Genomic DNA, 15,612 nt, shown 5'->3' with positions numbered 1-15,612 from the left:
AAGCATCAGTGGATACGGACCATGACTGAAGTTGCCCTGGACACCGCAACCCCACACACACCCTCGGTCATCAGGCTGCTGCTCGACAAGCTGGGCGTGGCCTACCGTGAGGTAGTCGAACACCCGCACCTGCCGGCGGCCTCGCGGGTACAAGCCGTGCTGCTCGACGACGAGGTCGGCGCCCTGATGGTGCTGTTCCCACAGAGCCAGTTGCTGGACCTGAACCGCCTGGCCGAACTGACCGGGCGCAAGCTCACTGCCGTGTCGGTGCCGCGCCTGAAGCAGATGCTCGACAAGCACCTGCTCAAGGCCTTGCCGGCCATCCCGGCGCTAACCAGCTCGCCGTGCCAATACGAAAAGAGACTGCTCGACGTCGAGACCGTGTATATCCAGTCGGGTGAAGCCGGCCTGCTGCTGGCAATCGAGCGCGCGGACTTCAAGCGCATGCTGGCCAAGGCCAGTGCCAGCAGCTTTGGCCAGGAAGTCGAGGCCATCAGCCCCAACCTCGACCGCCCCGATGACGACACCCGGGAAATCACCAATGCTGTGCAGGCCTTCACTGCCCGGCGCATCCAGAAGCGCCTGGAAGAAACCATCGAAATCCCACCGCTTGCCGACACCGCGCAAAAAATCATCAAGCTGCGGGTAGACCCCAACGCCAGCATCGATGACATCACTGGCGTGGTCGAAACCGACCCGGCGCTGGCGGCGCAGGTAGTGAGCTGGGCAGCATCGCCTTACTACGCCTCCCCGGGCAAGATCCGCTCGGTGGAAGACGCCATCGTGCGTGTGCTGGGCTTCGACCTGGTGATCAACCTGGCCTTGGGCCTGGCACTGGGCAAATCCCTAAGCCTGCCGAAAGACCACCCACAGCAGGCCACGCCGTACTGGCAACAGTCGATCTACACGGCCGCTATCATCGAAGGCCTGACCCGCGCCATGCCACGGGCTGAACGCCCCGAGGCCGGCCTTACCTACTTGGCCGGGCTGCTGCACAACTTTGGCTACCTGCTGCTGGCGCACGTATTCCCGCCGCACTTTTCGTTGATCTGCCGCCACCTGGAGGTTAACCCTCACCTGAGCCACACCTACGTGGAACAGCACCTGCTGGGCATCAGCCGCGAGCAGATCGGCGCCTGGCTGATGAAGCTGTGGGACATGCCGGAAGAGTTGTGCACAGCGCTGCGCTTCCAGCATGACCCGGCGTACGAGGGCGAGTATTCCGCCTTCCCCAACCTGGTGTGCCTGGCGACGCGCCTGCTGCGCTCGCGGGGGATTGGTTCGGGGCCGCTGGAGGAAATTCCTGACCAGCTGCTGGAGCGGTTGGGGATTACCCGGGACAAGGCCGAGGAGGCGGTGAACAAGGTGCTGGAGGCCGAGAGCCTGTTGCGTGAACTGGCTTCGCAGTTCCACACACCGCATTGAGGTTGTTGGCCCCCTGTGGGAGCGGGTTTACCCGCGAATGCGTCGGTGGATTCACTGCAGCATTCGCGGGTAAACCCGCTCCCACAGGGTACGCGTGAGCCATCAGCCTGTTGGGTTTCAGCCCTTCTTCTTCGGCTTCAGGTACTTCATCAACCCCTGAAACCACATCACCAACGCCGGATTGCCCTTGATCTGGATGTTCTTGTCCTGAATCCCCTGCATGAACGCCAACTGCTTGTTGCCCGCCTGCATCGTAGCGAAGCCGTAGGCTGCGTCCTTGAAGGCAATGGCGAAGGCCGGTTGCGGGTGCGCGCCGCCCTTGCTGCTGATGCGCTCGTTATCGACGATGAAGTGCCGGGCAACCTTGCCGTCCAAGGTCTGCATCTGGAACACCAAATCCTTGCCCTTGAGTTGCTGCTGGAACGCCGGGTTGTTACGGCTGGCCCTGGCCATCAACAGCCCCATGGCCCAGAGGAGAAAGCGGAACTTCATCAGCGCGCCTCGAATTAAAAGTGACTAAGGCGCGCAGTTTATCCTTTTCCAGAACTATTTATGCAAGTTCGAAACATTTTGCCTGCAGAAAGCACAACGGGCGCCCTGAGGCGCCCGCTTGGCTGACACTGGGGTTGTCAGGGTGCGATCACTTGGCCTTCTTGGCCGGCTTGACGGGGGCGTTGACGCTGTCGCGCAGGTTTTTGCCTGGCTTGAAGGCCACGGTGTTGCTGGCCTTGATCTTGACCGGCTCACCGGTTTGCGGGTTCTTGCCGGTACGCGCGCCGCGATGGCGTTTTTCGAAGGTGCCGAAACCGACCAGGGTCACGGTGTCCTTGTCCAGGGCGCCGGTGATGCTGTCGAGAATCGCGTTCAAAACCTGATTGGCCTTTTCCTTGGTCAGATCGGCCTTTTCGGCGATGACGGCGGCGAGTTCTGGTTTGCGCATAGTGAAGCCTCTTTGACGGAATTCTTGTTGTTATGCCGTGCTGCCTTTGGGAGCAGCGCTCAAGGCACCGCAGGCTCTAATCTGCGGCAGACGGGAGTGAGAATGGCACGTGCTCAGGGGCCGCGCCAGTATCTGGGCGGCCATTGTGCAGGCAACAACAGGATAAATCCGACAGAACGCCCGCTATTTACGCCATTACTGCTGGCAACTGGCGATTCAGCGCCAGCTTGTCCATGACTGCTGCTCCCGTCAGGGCATAGCCCAGCAATTTGCCGTCAGCATCCAGGCAAAGCAGCTTGAGGTCACTGCCCTGCCCCTCCACCTGCCACGTGCCTTCGCGCCCTTGGGGCGGTGGCGAAACCACCAGAGGGCAGGCCGGGGTTTTCACGGTGATCGGCATCGGCCCATAGGCGACTGCGGTCGGCTTGCCAGCCAGGGTTTGCGCCAGCGCACGGGCACAGCTCATCAGCGGCATCACGTAGAGCAGGTTGATACCATCGACCTCGGCACAGTCGCCAAGGGCGAAGATGTTGGCGTGGGATGTACGCAACTCGCGGTCAACACTGACGCCGCGATTGGTCTGCAAGCCGGCTGCGGCAGCCAGGTCGGTGCGCGGGCGCAGGCCGATCGCCGAAACCACCAGGTCGCAGGCGATTACGCTGCCATCCGACAGGTGCGCCTCCAGGCCGTGGTCCAGCTGCTGCAGGCGGTTAAGCACCGGCCCCAGGTGGAAGCGCACGCCCAGGCCTTCCAGCCCGCTCTGCACCGCCGCCGCAGCGGCCGGGTGCAGCAGGGTCGGCATGACCTGCTCACACGGCGCGACCACATCGACCTGGAAGCCACCCAGGCTCATGTCGTTGGCGAACTCGCAGCCAATCAGGCCAGCCCCGAGGATCAATACGCGCTGCTTGCCGACAGCGGCAGCACGGAAGCGCGCGTAGTCTTCCAGGTCGTTGATCGGGAACACCAGGTGGCTGCCGTCACCTTCGACCGGCACCTGCACGGTCTGCGCGCCCCAGGCCAGCACCAGGTCGCGGTATTCCACGGCCTCTTCGCCAATCCACAGGCGCTTGTGGCCGGGGTCGATGCCGCTGATGCGGGTATGCGTGCGGATCTCGGCCTGAAGTTGCTCGGCCATGGCGCCCGGCTCGGCCATACACAAGCCGTCGGCGCCCTTCTGCTTGGCAAAGCCCGTGGAGAGCATCGGCTTGGAGTAGGAACGACCGTCATCGGCGGTGATCAGCAGCAGCGGCGTCTGCGCATCGAGCTTGCGAAATTCACGGGCCAGGTTGTAGCCCGCAAGGCCGGTACCGATGATTACCACAGGGGACGTCATGTCGTGCTTCCTCAATTAGCCGATGGAAATCATTTCAAAGTCGCTTTTACCAACGCCACAGTCGGGGCACAGCCAGTCTTCCGGTACGTCTTCCCAACGGGTGCCGGGGGCGATGCCGTCGTCGGGCCAGCCTTCGGCTTCGTCGTAGATCAGGCCACAGACAATACATTGCCACTTTTTCATCAGGTCTTTTTCCTCGGTTCGGGCTGGGCTTTGTGTTGCTGCTGAGGGCCTCTTCGCGGCTAAAGCCGCTCCTACAGGGATCACCGCAGGCTCAAGACTGTAGGAGCGGGTTTACCCGCGAAGAAGCCAGCGCGCAATTCGTGGGGGCTTTGTAGCGGCCCTGCCGGCAGTATGCAAGCAGTCGGGGCAATCATGCTAAGCTCGCCGCCTCTCTGGTTGTAACAAGCAGACCGACGTGTCGTACGAATCCCCGCAAGCAGCCGCTGTCGCGTGGCTGCCGTATTCACAGCTGGCCACCGACATCGACCAGCCTACCCTTGACTGGCTGTTCGACGAGGGCTCGCTGACCCGCCGCCTGACCCGCCTGTCCAACGATCACTTCTCCGTCACCCCGCTGTTCGAGGGCTGGCAAGCGCTGCGCGATGACGAGTGCCAGGCGCTGGGCATCGCTGCCGGCGCCGAAGGCTGGGTGCGCGAGGTGTACCTGCGTGGCCATGGCCAGCCGTGGGTGTTCGCCCGCAGCGTGGCCAGCCGCAGTGCCCTGGAACGCGGCGGGCTGGACCTGGAAACCCTGGGCAGCCGCTCGCTGGGCGAGTTGCTGTTCTGCGACCAGGCGTTTATCCGCCACCCGCTCGAAGTGTGCAGTTATCCACAAGCCTGGCTGCCTCCCGAAGCCGCCCATGCGGCGCTTTGGGGCCGGCGCTCGCGCTTTGAGCGTGGCGGCCTGGACTTGCTGGTGGCAGAAGTGTTCCTGCCGGCATTGTGGCAAGCGGCCAAGGAGGAAAACCGCTGATGTACCTGCAACTGCTCAAGTCGCTCAACCGCCTGCACCCGCGGGCCTGGGACTTTGTCCAGCTCAGCCGCATGGACCGGCCGATCGGTATCTACCTGCTGCTGTGGCCGACCCTGACGGCAGTGTGGATTGCCGGCAACGGTTCGCCCACTTTGGCCAACGTGCTGATATTCGGCCTTGGCGTGGTGCTGATGCGCGCCGCAGGCTGCTGCATCAACGACTTTGCCGACCGCAAGGTGGACGGCCACGTCAAGCGCACCGCCGACCGCCCGCTGGCCAGTGGCCGGGTGCGGCCACGCGAGGCGCTGGCGCTGTTCGCCATTCTGGTCGGGGTAAGCTTCCTGCTGGTGCTGTGCACCAATAGCCAGACCGTGTGGCTGTCGTTTGGCGCGGTGGCGCTGGCGTTCTGCTACCCGTTCATGAAGCGCTATACCTATTACCCGCAAGTGGTGCTGGGGGCAGCGTATTCCTGGGGCATTCCCATGGCCTTCACTGCCGTCGGTGGCGAACTGCCGGCCAGCGCCTGGCTGCTGTATATCGCCAACCTGCTGTGGACAGTGGGTTACGACACCTACTACGCCATGGTCGACCGTGATGACGACGTGAAGATTGGCGTGAAGTCGACGGCGATCCTGTTTGGTGAGGCGGACCGCACCATCATCCTGACCTTGCAGCTGCTGTCGCTGGGCTGCTTGTTGCTGGCGGGTAGCCGCTTTGACCTGGGTGGCTGGTTCCACCTGGGGCTGCTGGGTGCGGCGGCGTGCTTTGCCTGGGAATACTGGTCGACGCGCAAGCTGGACCGGGAGTCCTGCTTCAAGGCGTTTCTGCACAACCACTGGGCGGGGTTGTTGGTGTTCATCGGGGTGGTGCTAGATTACGCGTTGCGCTGAGACTTCACCAGCCTTGTAGGAGCGGGTTTACCCGCGAATGCGATGTCTGCTGCACCACCGCATTCGCGGGTAAACCCGCTCCTACAACGCTATGTGGCGCTGTTCAGGGTTTGGCGATGTGCCAGACGTCTTTCACGCCATCACCGGTCTTGTCCCCGGCCTTCTTGTCCTTGATGAAGGTGTACAGCGGCTTGCCGTCATAGGCCCACTGCATCTTGCCGTCATCACGCTTGATCTGCGTCCACTTGCCCTCGGCTTTTTCACCATCACTGACCATCAACGGCGGCCAGTTGGTAGCGCATTCGCCATTGCACATCGACTTGCCACCCGCATCCTTGTCAAAGGTATACAGGGTCATGCCGGCATGATCGACCCACATGCCGTCCTTCTCCATGGCATGGTGGGCCGACGCCACCCCCGGGAGCGCCAGCGCAGCGAAAAGGGCCATCCAGCTCAGCGTTTGTCGTGTCATTGGATTCACCATTGTTTCGGGGGGAATTGGGTTCAGGTTGCCGCAACAGCGGCCCTGTGTAGCCTAGTTCAGTCACGGAATGTCGCCAGAACGGCCAACACCCTGTCACACAGCTGCAATAATTCCGTTATCTAATGCGGGCCAAGACACCGAATCCAGGAGAGGTTTTGAGCATGGTTGGCAGGAACATTCTGATCGTCGACGACGAAGCGCCTATTCGCGAGATGATCGCCGTTGCCCTGGAAATGGCCGGCTATGACTGCCTGGAAGCGGAAAATTCCCAGCAGGCCCACGCGATCATCGTCGACCGCAAGCCGGACCTGATCCTGCTCGACTGGATGCTGCCCGGCACCTCCGGCATCGAGCTGGCCCGCCGCCTCAAGCGCGACGAGCTGACCGGCGACATTCCGATCATCATGCTCACCGCCAAGGGTGAAGAGGACAACAAGATCCAGGGCCTGGAAGTGGGTGCTGACGACTACATCACCAAGCCATTCTCGCCGCGTGAGCTGGTCGCGCGCCTGAAGGCCGTGCTGCGCCGCACCGGCCCGAGCGACAGCGAAGCGCCGATCGAAGTCGGCGGCCTGCTGCTCGACCCGATCAGCCACCGCGTGACCATCGACGGCAAGCCGGCCGAGATGGGCCCTACCGAGTACCGCCTGCTGCAGTTCTTCATGACCCACCAGGAGCGCGCCTACACCCGTGGCCAGCTGCTCGACCAGGTGTGGGGCGGCAACGTGTATGTCGAGGAGCGCACGGTCGACGTGCACATCCGTCGCCTGCGCAAGGCGCTGGGTGAAGCCTACGAAAATCTGGTACAAACCGTCCGGGGCACTGGCTACCGCTTCTCGACCAAGAGCTGATCGAGTTCAAAAGCGCCAAGCTGCACGTCGTTGTACAAGGACCGTCATTTGAACCAGAACTGGCACGCGACCCTGATTCGCCACCTGTTGCTGCTGATCACCGTCTGCCTGATCGGCGGCCTGGTCAGCGGCTATTACGGCTGGAGCCTGGCCATTGGCCTGGCGCTGTACCTGGGTTGGACCCTCAAGCAACTGCTGCGCCTGCATGACTGGCTGCGCAACCACCAGCCCGAAGAAGCTCCGCCCGATGGCTACGGCCTGTGGGGCGAGGTGTTCGACAGCATCTACCACCTGCAACGCCGCGACCAGCGCGTGCGCGGCCGCCTGCAGGCGGTGATCGACCGGGTGCAGGAGTCCACCGCCGCGCTGCGTGACGCGGTGATCATGCTCGACAGCGACGGCAACCTGGAATGGTGGAACCGCGCCGCCGAGACCCTGCTGGGCTTCAAGACCCCGCAAGATGGCGGCCAGCAAGTGACCAACCTGGTGCGTCACCCGCGCTTCAAGGAATACTTCGAGGCGGAGAACTACCTCGAACCGCTGGAAATCCCCTCGCCGATCAACGACCGCATGCGCGTTCAGCTGCACATCACCCGCTACGGCAACAACGAGCACCTGATGCTGGTGCGCGATGTTACCCGCATCCACCAGCTGGAACAGATGCGCAAGGACTTCGTCGCCAACGTGTCCCACGAGCTGCGCACACCGCTGACGGTGATCACCGGCTACCTGGAAACCCTGCTGGACAACGTCGAGGACGTGAACCCGCGCTGGGGCCGGGCCCTGCAGCAGATGAGCCAGCAAGGTTCGCGCATGCAGACCCTGCTCAACGACCTGCTGCTGCTGGCCAAGCTGGAAGCCACCGACTACCCGTCGGACAACCAGCCGGTGGCGGTCGATGCCTTGCTCGCCGCCATCAAGAACGACGCCCAGGCCCTGTCCGGGCCGCGCAACCAGCGCATCACCCTGGAGGCTGCACCCGGCATCAAGCTCAAGGGCAGCGAGTCGGAGCTGCGCAGCGCCTTTTCCAACCTGGTGTTCAACGCGGTCAAGTACACCCAGGATGAAGGCAATATCCGTATCCGCTGGTGGGCCGATGCCCAGGGCGCGCACTTGTCGGTGCAGGACTCGGGGGTAGGTATCGACGCCAAGCACCTGCCACGCCTGACCGAGCGCTTCTACCGGGTGGATTCCAGCCGTGCATCGAATACCGGCGGCACCGGGCTGGGGCTGGCGATTGTCAAACATGTGCTGATGCGCCACCGCGGCAAGCTGGAGATCAGCAGTGTGCCGGGGCATGGCAGTACCTTTACCTGTCACTTTGCGCCGGCACAATTGGCTAACGGCAAGGGTTGAGATTGGGGCTGCTGCGCAGCCCTTCGCGGGCACGCCCGCACCCACAGGGACCGCAATAAATCCAGTACCCTTTGCTTTTGCGGCCCCAGCCGCTACATTGGATCCCCTGTGCCAGCTAGAGCTGGCACTTTTTTTCTCTCTATTTCTAAGACGGACCCCGTAAAAACTCCATCATGGACCCTTCCCCTGGTATCAGCCTCACCTCGTTATTCGCCGATTTCGGCATGATCATCTTTGCCTTCCTGCTGGTGCTGCTCAACGGCTTCTTCGTTGCCGCCGAGTTCGCCATGGTCAAGCTGCGCGCCACCCGCGTGGAGTCCATCGCCGAGCAGCATGGCTGGCGCGGCAACATCCTGCGCAAGGTACACAACCAGCTCGACGCCTACCTGTCGGCCTGCCAGCTGGGCATCACCCTGGCCTCGCTGGGCCTGGGTTGGGTCGGTGAGCCGGCGTTTGCCCACCTGCTCGAGCCGCTACTGGCGTACTTCGGTGTCGACTCGCCCGAGCTGATCAAAGGCGTGTCGTTCTTCGTCGCCTTCTTCGTCATCTCGTACCTGCACATCGTGGTCGGCGAGCTGGCGCCCAAGTCGTGGGCCATCCGCAAGCCCGAGCTGCTGTCGCTGTGGACTGCAGTGCCGCTGTACCTGTTCTACTGGGCGATGTACCCGGCCATCTACCTGCTCAATGCCAGCGCCAACACCATCCTGCGCATTGCCGGCCAGGGCGAGCCTGGCCCGCACCACGAACACCACTACAGCCGCGAAGAACTGAAGCTGATCCTGCACTCCAGCCGTGGCCAGGACCCGAGTGACCAGGGCATGCGTGTGCTCGCTTCAGCCGTGGAAATGGGCGAACTGGAAGTGGTCGACTGGGCCAACTCGCGCGAAGACATGGTCAGCATCGACGCCCATGCGCCGCTGAAGCAGATCCTGGCCCTGGTGCGCCGTCACAAGTTCAGCCGCTACCCGGTGTACGACGCCGAGCGCGAGGAATTTATCGGCCTGCTGCATATCAAGGACTTGCTGCTGGAGCTGGCAGAACTTGAGCACTTGCCCGAGACCATCGACCTAGACGACTTGGCCCGGCCGCTGGAGCGCGTGTCGCGGCACATGCCGCTGGCGCAGCTGCTGGAGCAGTTCCGCAAGGGTGGCGCGCACTTCGTGCTGGTAGAGGAAGCTGATGGCAAGGTAATCGGTTACCTGACCATGGAAGACGTGCTGGAAGTGCTGGTGGGCGACATTCAGGACGAGCACCGCAAGACCGAGCGCGGCATCCTCGCCTACCAGCCGGGCAAGCTGCTGGTGCGCGGCGACACGCCACTGTTCAAGGTCGAGCGGCTGCTGGGCATTGACCTCGACCACATCGAAGCAGAGACCCTGGCTGGCCTGATCTACGAGACGCTCAAGCGCGTGCCTGAAGAAGAGGAAGTGCTGGAGGTCGAAGGGCTGCGCATCATCATCAAGAAGATGAAAGGGCCGAAGATTGTATTGGCCAAGGTACTGAAGCTGGATTGAGGGCCATGGGGCTGCTGCGCAGCCCATCGCGACGCAAGGCCGCTCCTACACAGGATTTGCGCATTTCTGTAGGAGCGGCCTTGTGTCGCGAAAGGGCCGCAGAGCGGCCCCAAAATCTCAAGGATTACCCGCAGTAAAGTCCGGCAACCCGCTGATCGGCCGGTCGAACCGGTAAGGTATCGACTCCAGCGCCAACCCCACATTGCGCTGCACCACGAAATGCAGGTGCGGCCCGGTGCTGTTGCCGGTATTGCCCGACTTGGCCAGCATCTGCCCCTGCCGCACCCGCTGCCCCTCTGCCACCACCACCGAACCGCGCATCAGGTGCAGGTACACGCCCATGGTGCCGTCCGCATGCAGGATCCTGACAAAGTTGCCTGACGGGTTGGGCTCACGCCCGCTCTGGTTGTTCTGTGTCTTCACCACCACCCCTTCCCGCGCTGCGATGATCGTGGTGCCTTCTGGCATGGCGATGTCCATGGCGTAGCGCCCTTTGGGGCCAAAATGGCTGACTCGACCATTGGGGCCCTGGGTCACGCGGAACGGCCCGCCGAGCCACGGGAACGCATAGCGGAAGCCCTGCGGCCGCTTGCCCGGGTCACCCATGGCCTGCAGCAGGGTCGAACGGTAGTTCAGCAGCAGCCCGGGCCGCCCCCTGAGCACGCTGAGCAATTGCGTGGTGTGCGGCGGCAGCAGCCGGCGCACGATACGCGGGGCATCGCCGCCCTGGGCGTTCACCAGGTTATCCAGGCGCAGCTCCACCTCCACCGGCACATGCAACTCGTTGCGGGCCGAGAAACTCACGCCGCCGTCGAAGGTTTTGGCGTTCAGCAGTACCTGGCCTTCGAGCGTTTCGACCATGGGTTCGAGCAACACCAAAGGCTTGGCGCCAGGGCCTGGGCGGTCGGAATAGGAGATGACTCCGGACTCGTCGGTGATCTTGTAGAGGGTCACACCCAGGCTCGACGCCGAGGCCATGAGCAATGCACAGAACAGCAGCAGGCGCGCGGGCATGATAGTGGCTTTTTGACAGTTGCGATCTGTCGAAGCCTAGCAGCGGGTTTGCTGGCGAGTATTGCAGTTGGTCGGATGGCTCAGGGCTGCGCAGGCTTTTTGTAGGAGCGGCCTTGCGTCGCGATAGGGCCGCGAAGCGGCCCCAGAAATTCATGCCTCGACGCTGAAATCCTGGGGCTGCTGCGCAGCCCTATCGCGACACAAGGCCGCTCCTACATAAAGTGCGGTGTGAGGTTTGGGTCAGGCGCCGGGGGTGAAGTGCTTCTGCGCAGTCCCACGGGCAATCAGCCGCGACAGGTAGTCGAGCTTCTGCGCATCCTGGTCGACGAACTTGAAGGTCAGTTGCAGCCAGTCACTGTCCGGCTTTGGCTCAAGCGCCGCGACGGCATGCAGGTAGCCGTTCAGGCGCGCAACTTCGGCGCTCTCACCCTGCTCCAGGTCCAGCACTGCACCTTCCAGCACCTGCGGCAGCGCTTCGCTGCGGCGCACCACCAGCAGCGCTTCCTTCAGGCTCAGCGCCTTGATCACGCACGGCTGCATGCCGCTGGCCAAGCGCAACTGGCCCTGGCCACGGCCGCTTGGCGCAGGGGCAGCAGGCGTGGGTGCAGTTACCAATGGCTTGGCCGGCGCGGGTGCAGGGGCTGTCACCTTGGCCACTTCCGGCTTGCCGGCGGTCAACGCATTCAGCGAATCGTTGGCAAACGCCGAATTGACTCGCGCCGGGCCGATGGCCATCAGGCTGTCGAGCTTGCCGATCTTGGCCAGCGCCTTTTTCACCTTGGTCAGCAACTGCTCGTTGGTGAATGGCTTGCCGACAAAATCGGAAACGCCCGCCTGGATCGCCTGAATGACGTTTTCCTTGTCGCCACGGCTGGTCACCATGATGAACTGCAGGTTTTTCAGCGCAGGCTGCTGGCGGCACCAAGTGAGCAGTTCCAGGCCAGACATTTCCGGCATCTCCCAGTCGCACAGCACCAGGTCGAACGCGTCCTTGCCCAACATGGCCATGGCCTTGCGACCATTGACGGCGTCGTCGATGGCCATGCCCGGGAAGGCATTGCGCAGGCACTTGCGGACCAGGTCACGGATAAACGGGGCGTCATCCACGACCAGCACATTCACTTTACTCATTGAGACTCCTTTTCAATCCCGACTAGCCTACTGCCAAATAATGGCCATTTGCTACAACCTCGGTCACGCCGGGACTTCTTCACATCGTTCGCGTGTGCCTGCCGGCTCCTCGACCGCAAACGAAAACGCCCGGCCAAGGCCGGGCGTCGATGCTCGGGAGCAACCTTAGTTATCGTCAGATTCGCCCGGAACATTAGCCTTTTCGCCGTCGGCGATGGCGGTGCCCTGCACTTCTGCAGTCATGCGCTTGAGGCCCATGTGGCGCACGTCGGTGCCGCGCACCAGGTAGATCACCAGCTCGGAGATGTTGCGCGCATGGTCGCCGATACGCTCCAGCGAACGCAGCACCCAGATCACGCTGAGCACCCGCGAGATCGAGCGCGGGTCTTCCATCATGTAGGTCACCAGCTCACGCAGGGCGGTCTTGTACTCGCGGTCGATGGTCTTGTCGTACTGGGCCACCGACAGCGCCAGGTCGGCGTCGAAGCGGGCAAAGGCATCCAGCGCATCACGCACCATGTTGCGCACCTGGTCGCCGATGTGGCGCACCTCGACGTAGCCACGCGGGGACTCGCCTTCTTCGCACAGCTGAATGGCACGGCGGGCGATCTTGGTCGACTCGTCACCGATGCGCTCCAGGTCGATCACCGACTTGGAGATGCTGATGATCAGGCGCAGGTCGGAGGCCGCCGGCTGGCGACGGGCGAGGATGCGCAGGCACTCTTCGTCGATGTTGCGCTCCATCTGGTTGATTTGCTCATCAACTTCGCGCACTTGCTGGGCCAGGCCCGAATCGGCTTCGATCAGCGCGGTAACCGCGTCATTGACCTGCTTTTCGACCAGGCCGCCCATGGCCAGCAGGTGGCTGCGCACCTCTTCCAGCTCGGCGTTGAATTGCTGGGAAATATGGTGTGTAAGGCTTTCTTTGTTGATCATCGTTTTGTCCTTTGGTAGCGCGGCCCTGTAGGAGCGGGTTCATCGAGGCGTCGAACCGCCGCGAACACCGGCGAAGCCGGTGCCAGGCACCGAGCCGCCTGCTTCGCGGGTAAACCCGCTCCTACAGGGGCCAGGTGCTCATCACGAGCGGCGCTTAGCCGTAGCGACCGGTGATGTAGTCTTCGGTCTGCTTCTTGGCCGGGTTGGTGAACAGGGTATCGGTATCCCCGAATTCGACCAGTTTGCCCATGTACATGAACGCGGTGTAGTCCGAAACGCGGGCCGCCTGCTGCATGTTGTGGGTGACGATGACGATGGTGTACTTGGATTTCAATTCGTAGATCAGTTCTTCGACCTTCAGGGTCGAGATCGGGTCCAGTGCCGAGCACGGTTCGTCGAGCAGCAGCACTTCCGGCTCCACGGCGATGGTGCGGGCGATGACCAGACGCTGCTGCTGGCCACCGGACAGGCCCAGTGCCGAATCGTGCAGGCGGTCCTTGACCTCGTCCCACAGGGCCGCGCCCTTCAGTGCCCACTCGACCGCTTCGTCGAGCACACGCTTCTTGTTGATGCCCTGGATGCGCAGGCCGTAGACCACGTTCTCGTAGATGGTCTTGGGGAACGGGTTGGGCTTCTGGAACACCATGCCCACACGGCGGCGCAGCTCGGCCACGTCCTCGCCCTTGCGGTAGATGTTGTTGCCGTACAGGTTGATGGCGCCTTCCACGCGGCAGCCGTCAACCAGGTCGTTCATGCGGTTGAAGGTGCGCAGCAGGGTCGACTTGCCGCAGCCGGACGGGCCGATGAAGGCAGTCACGCGCTGCTTGGGGATGTTCATGCTGACGTCGAACAAGGCTTGCTTGTCGCCGTAGAACAGGCTCAGGCCCGGTACTTCGATGGCCACGGTTTCTTCGGCCAGGCGCAGGCTCTGCTTGTTACGGCCCAGGGCAGACATGTCGATGCCATGGGTGTGGGATTCGTTCTGCATGGTTGACTCCGTTTGTAGCTGCAAGCTTCGAGCTGCAGGCTGCAAGTTTGGGCAAAGCGGCAATCTGCTTGGAGCTTGCCGCTTGTGGCTTAAAGCTTCAATCAGCTGTCCAGCGCCTTGTACTTCTCGCGCAGGTGGTTACGGATCCACACCGCCGAAAGGTTGAGGGCGGCGATCACCATCACCAGCAGCAGCGCCGTGGCGTAAACCAGCGGCCGCGCGGCTTCGACGTTAGGGCTCTGGAAGCCGACGTCGTAGATGTGGAAGCCCAGGTGCATGATCTTCTGGTCAAGGTGCAGGTACGGGTAGTTACCGTCCACCGGCAGCGACGGCGCCAGCTTCACCACACCCACCAGCATCAGCGGCGCCACTTCACCAGCGGCGCGCGCCACAGCGAGGATCATACCGGTCATCATCGCCGGGCTGGCCATGGGCAGGACGATCTTCCACAGGGTCTCGGCCTTGGTCGCGCCCAGGGCCAGCGAGCCCTCGCGCACGGTACGCGGGATACGCGCCAGGCCTTCTTCGGTGGCCACGATCACCACCGGCACCGCCAGCAGCGCCAGGGTCAGCGATGCCCACAGCAGGCCTGGGGTACCCAGGGTCGGCGCCGGCAGCGATTCGGGGAAGAACAGACGGTCGATCGAGCCCCCCAGCACATAGACGAAGAAGCCCAGGCCAAATACGCCGTAGACGATCGCCGGTACACCCGCCAAGTTGTTCACCGCGATGCGGATCAGGCGCGTCACCGGCCCCTGCCGGGCATATTCACGCAGGTAAACGGCTGCCAGCACACCGAACGGGGTGACGATCACGGCCATGATCAGGGTCATCATCACGGTACCGAAGATGGCCGGGAAGATACCGCCTTCGGTGTTGGCTTCACGCGGGTCGTCACTGAGGAACTCCCAGACCTTGGCGAAGTAGGTGCCCAGCTTGGTGAATGCGGACATGCCGTTCGGCTGGATGGCGTGCACCACCTTGCTCAGGTTGATTTCCACTTCACGGCCGTTGCCGTCGCGCGCCACCAGGCTGTCACGGGCAAAGGCCTGGTGCAGGCCGCTGAGGCGGTCTTCGATGGCTTTGTAGCGGTTGTTCAGTTCGGCGCGGTCGGCGTCCATGTCGGCCTGGGCGGCGGCGTCCAGCTTGCCGTGCAGCTCCAGCTTGCGGGCCTGCAGGCGCAGGCGTTCGAGGCCATGGTTGATGGCACCGATGTCCTTCTTCTCCAGCTGCTGCAGCTCGCTGTTGAGCTGGCTGGCACGTTTGAGGCGGGTTTGCAGCTCGTTCCAGGCGGCAGGGCCCTCGGCGACCACACGGCCCTCTTCCTTGACGCTGACCAGGTAGCCATAGAAGTTGCCCCACTCGCGGCGCTCCAGGGCGATCAGGTCGGCTGGGCGCTGTTCGTCCACCAGCCAGTCACCGACCACCCAGGTGAAGTCGCTGCCGTTAAGGTCACGGTTACCCACCTTGATCAGCTCGCGGGTCATGAACTCCGGGCCTTGGTCCGGTACCGGCAGGCCAGCACCCTTCAGGCGGGCACGGGGTACCTCTTCCTTTTGCACCACTTCGCCGATGACGACGAGATCGGCCTGGCCCGGCACCTTGTAGGTGGCCTGGACCAGGTCGGCCGGCCAGAAGTGGCCCAGACCGCGTACGGCGATTACCGCCAGCAGGCCGACGGTCATGATCACCGCCATCGCCACCGCGGCGCCGCTCATCCAGACACCTGGGGCGCCGCTCTTGAACCAGCCTTTTAGGGAATCCTTTTTCA

General features: G+C 63.0%; 16 protein-coding genes. 6 read left to right on the top strand and 10 right to left on the bottom strand.

What is annotated here, in order from left to right:
* Positions 1 to 21: 21 nt before the first annotated feature.
* On the top strand, positions 22 to 1,425 hold the full coding sequence (locus tag ACIP1G_RS14020) for an HDOD domain-containing protein (RefSeq protein ID WP_400737843.1): 1,404 nt from the start codon (positions 22 to 24) through the stop codon (positions 1,423 to 1,425).
* Between the two features lie 117 nt (positions 1,426 to 1,542).
* Here ACIP1G_RS14020 and ACIP1G_RS14015 read toward each other — a convergent pair whose 3' ends face one another.
* The 4 genes from ACIP1G_RS14015 to ACIP1G_RS14000 form a co-directional block, all read right to left on the bottom strand.
* On the bottom strand, positions 1,543 to 1,917 hold the full coding sequence (locus ACIP1G_RS14015) for a helicase (protein ID WP_400737840.1): 375 nt from the start codon (positions 1,915 to 1,917) through the stop codon (positions 1,543 to 1,545).
* Between the two features lie 148 nt (positions 1,918 to 2,065).
* Positions 2,066 to 2,365, bottom strand: a complete 300-nt coding sequence (locus ACIP1G_RS14010) for an HU family DNA-binding protein (protein WP_400737838.1) — start codon at positions 2,363 to 2,365, stop codon at positions 2,066 to 2,068.
* Between the two features lie 187 nt (positions 2,366 to 2,552).
* Positions 2,553 to 3,701, bottom strand: a complete 1,149-nt coding sequence (locus ACIP1G_RS14005; protein ID WP_400737836.1) for an NAD(P)/FAD-dependent oxidoreductase — start codon at positions 3,699 to 3,701, stop codon at positions 2,553 to 2,555.
* A gap of 15 nt (positions 3,702 to 3,716) precedes the next feature.
* Complete coding sequence (locus ACIP1G_RS14000) at positions 3,717 to 3,884, bottom strand: rubredoxin (protein ID WP_003253349.1); 168 nt, start codon at positions 3,882 to 3,884, stop codon at positions 3,717 to 3,719.
* A 235-nt stretch (positions 3,885 to 4,119) separates the two neighbouring features.
* Here ACIP1G_RS14000 and ACIP1G_RS13995 point away from each other — a divergent pair, with 235 nt between their 5' ends.
* Positions 4,120 to 4,677, top strand: coding sequence for a chorismate--pyruvate lyase family protein (locus tag ACIP1G_RS13995; protein WP_400737833.1), 558 nt, complete (start codon positions 4,120 to 4,122; stop codon positions 4,675 to 4,677).
* The gene (gene ubiA, locus ACIP1G_RS13990) at positions 4,677 to 5,567 is read left to right on the top strand and encodes a 4-hydroxybenzoate octaprenyltransferase (protein WP_400737830.1); all 891 of its coding nucleotides are present in this window, start codon (positions 4,677 to 4,679) and stop codon (positions 5,565 to 5,567) included. Before ACIP1G_RS13995 ends, ubiA begins: the two co-directional genes overlap by 1 nt.
* A gap of 103 nt (positions 5,568 to 5,670) precedes the next feature.
* Here the strand turns inward: ubiA and ACIP1G_RS13985 are convergent, their stop codons facing one another.
* Positions 5,671 to 6,039 carry a hypothetical protein gene (locus tag ACIP1G_RS13985; RefSeq protein ID WP_400737827.1) on the bottom strand — a complete coding sequence of 123 codons (369 nt, stop codon included), beginning with the start codon at positions 6,037 to 6,039 and terminating at the stop codon, positions 5,671 to 5,673.
* Between the two features lie 173 nt (positions 6,040 to 6,212).
* On the opposite strand from ACIP1G_RS13985, the gene phoB reads away from it, so the two are divergent.
* The 3 genes from phoB to ACIP1G_RS13970 all read left to right on the top strand — a co-directional run bounded on the left by phoB (position 6,213) and on the right by ACIP1G_RS13970 (position 9,772).
* A complete protein-coding gene (gene phoB / locus ACIP1G_RS13980; RefSeq protein ID WP_003253341.1) occupies positions 6,213 to 6,902 on the top strand; it encodes a phosphate regulon transcriptional regulator PhoB in 690 nt (229 codons plus the stop codon).
* 48 nt (positions 6,903 to 6,950) lie between these two features.
* Entirely contained in the window at positions 6,951 to 8,258 is a 1,308-nt protein-coding gene (phoR, locus tag ACIP1G_RS13975; protein WP_400737825.1) for a phosphate regulon sensor histidine kinase PhoR, read from the top strand.
* 173 nt (positions 8,259 to 8,431) lie between these two features.
* On the top strand, positions 8,432 to 9,772 hold the full coding sequence (locus ACIP1G_RS13970; protein ID WP_400737823.1) for a hemolysin family protein: 1,341 nt from the start codon (positions 8,432 to 8,434) through the stop codon (positions 9,770 to 9,772).
* 117 nt (positions 9,773 to 9,889) lie between these two features.
* On the opposite strand, the gene ACIP1G_RS13965 is transcribed toward ACIP1G_RS13970, so the two are convergent.
* The 5 genes from ACIP1G_RS13965 to pstA form a co-directional block, all read right to left on the bottom strand.
* Positions 9,890 to 10,786: a peptidoglycan DD-metalloendopeptidase family protein gene (locus tag ACIP1G_RS13965; RefSeq protein ID WP_400737820.1), complete on the bottom strand. Its 897-nt coding sequence runs from the start codon at positions 10,784 to 10,786 to the stop codon at positions 9,890 to 9,892.
* A gap of 240 nt (positions 10,787 to 11,026) precedes the next feature.
* Positions 11,027 to 11,917 carry a response regulator gene (locus ACIP1G_RS13960; protein WP_400737818.1) on the bottom strand — a complete coding sequence of 297 codons (891 nt, stop codon included), beginning with the start codon at positions 11,915 to 11,917 and terminating at the stop codon, positions 11,027 to 11,029.
* Positions 11,918 to 12,082: 165 nt separating this feature from the next.
* Positions 12,083 to 12,853 carry a phosphate signaling complex protein PhoU gene (gene phoU / locus ACIP1G_RS13955; RefSeq protein ID WP_400737815.1) on the bottom strand — a complete coding sequence of 257 codons (771 nt, stop codon included), beginning with the start codon at positions 12,851 to 12,853 and terminating at the stop codon, positions 12,083 to 12,085.
* A gap of 154 nt (positions 12,854 to 13,007) precedes the next feature.
* Positions 13,008 to 13,841: a phosphate ABC transporter ATP-binding protein PstB gene (gene pstB / locus ACIP1G_RS13950; RefSeq protein WP_400737812.1), complete on the bottom strand. Its 834-nt coding sequence runs from the start codon at positions 13,839 to 13,841 to the stop codon at positions 13,008 to 13,010.
* Positions 13,842 to 13,942: 101 nt separating this feature from the next.
* Entirely contained in the window at positions 13,943 to 15,559 is a 1,617-nt protein-coding gene (pstA, locus tag ACIP1G_RS13945) for a phosphate ABC transporter permease PstA (RefSeq protein ID WP_400737916.1), read from the bottom strand.
* Positions 15,560 to 15,612 lie beyond the last annotated feature (53 nt).

The sequence above is a fragment of the Pseudomonas sp. NPDC089392 genome (genome assembly GCF_044749595.1).
Classification (GTDB): Bacteria; Pseudomonadota; Gammaproteobacteria; order Pseudomonadales; family Pseudomonadaceae; genus Aquipseudomonas.
Note: the sequence above shows the minus strand (reverse complement) of the source record. Positions and strands in the feature narration are given on the sequence as shown.

Bases quoted from the DNA above. Each gene is read 5' to 3' on its own strand.
- ACIP1G_RS14005 (WP_400737836.1), bottom strand. From the start codon at position 3,701: ATGACGTCCCCTGTGGTAATCATCGGTACCGGCCTTGCGGGCTACAAC.
- ACIP1G_RS14020 (WP_400737843.1), top strand. From the start codon at position 22: ATGACTGAAGTTGCCCTGGACACCGCAACCCCACACACACCCTCGGTC.
- ACIP1G_RS13985 (WP_400737827.1), bottom strand. From the start codon at position 6,039: ATGACACGACAAACGCTGAGCTGGATGGCCCTTTTCGCTGCGCTGGCG.
- ACIP1G_RS14010 (WP_400737838.1), bottom strand. From the start codon at position 2,365: ATGCGCAAACCAGAACTCGCCGCCGTCATCGCCGAAAAGGCCGATCTG.
- pstA (WP_400737916.1), bottom strand. From the start codon at position 15,559: ATGAGCGGCGCCGCGGTGGCGATGGCGGTGATCATGACCGTCGGCCTG.
- pstB (WP_400737812.1), bottom strand. From the start codon at position 13,841: ATGCAGAACGAATCCCACACCCATGGCATCGACATGTCTGCCCTGGGC.
- ubiA (WP_400737830.1), top strand. From the start codon at position 4,677: ATGTACCTGCAACTGCTCAAGTCGCTCAACCGCCTGCACCCGCGGGCC.
- ACIP1G_RS14015 (WP_400737840.1), bottom strand. From the start codon at position 1,917: ATGAAGTTCCGCTTTCTCCTCTGGGCCATGGGGCTGTTGATGGCCAGG.
- ACIP1G_RS13965 (WP_400737820.1), bottom strand. From the start codon at position 10,786: ATGCCCGCGCGCCTGCTGCTGTTCTGTGCATTGCTCATGGCCTCGGCG.
- phoU (WP_400737815.1), bottom strand. From the start codon at position 12,853: ATGATCAACAAAGAAAGCCTTACACACCATATTTCCCAGCAATTCAAC.
- ACIP1G_RS13970 (WP_400737823.1), top strand. From the start codon at position 8,432: ATGGACCCTTCCCCTGGTATCAGCCTCACCTCGTTATTCGCCGATTTC.
- ACIP1G_RS13960 (WP_400737818.1), bottom strand. From the start codon at position 11,917: ATGAGTAAAGTGAATGTGCTGGTCGTGGATGACGCCCCGTTTATCCGT.
- ACIP1G_RS14000 (WP_003253349.1), bottom strand. From the start codon at position 3,884: ATGAAAAAGTGGCAATGTATTGTCTGTGGCCTGATCTACGACGAAGCC.
- phoB (WP_003253341.1), top strand. From the start codon at position 6,213: ATGGTTGGCAGGAACATTCTGATCGTCGACGACGAAGCGCCTATTCGC.